The 245-nt window shown below is 45.3% G+C and carries 1 protein-coding gene; it reads right to left on the bottom strand.

Annotated features, from left to right (window positions below):
* A partial coding sequence (locus IV36_RS11790) for a transposase (protein WP_187328457.1) occupies positions 1–245 on the bottom strand: 245 nt, incomplete at both ends.

The following is a 245-nucleotide window of genomic DNA, read 5'->3' as shown; positions in this document are numbered from 1 at the left end:
GGTGCGCTTGAGATGCTTATTAAAGTTCTCAATCAGGTTAGTGGAGTATAGTGATTGCCGGATAGCTGGTGGAAAGTCCATGAAAGTGAGTAAATTCGGCATTTTAAGCAGATCTTTGATTAATTTGGGATAGGTCTGATGCCAGTTGTTGGCGAACTCATTCAGTTTCAGTTCGGCTGCTTCACGGTTGGCGGCCCGATGAACTTGTTTAAAGTCACTGATCACGGCCTTGCGGTCTTTTACGC

This window comes from Liquorilactobacillus mali (assembly GCF_001437155.1).
Taxonomy (GTDB): domain Bacteria; phylum Bacillota; class Bacilli; order Lactobacillales; family Lactobacillaceae; genus Liquorilactobacillus; species Liquorilactobacillus mali_A.
This window is presented reverse-complemented; position numbering and strand designations above follow the sequence as displayed.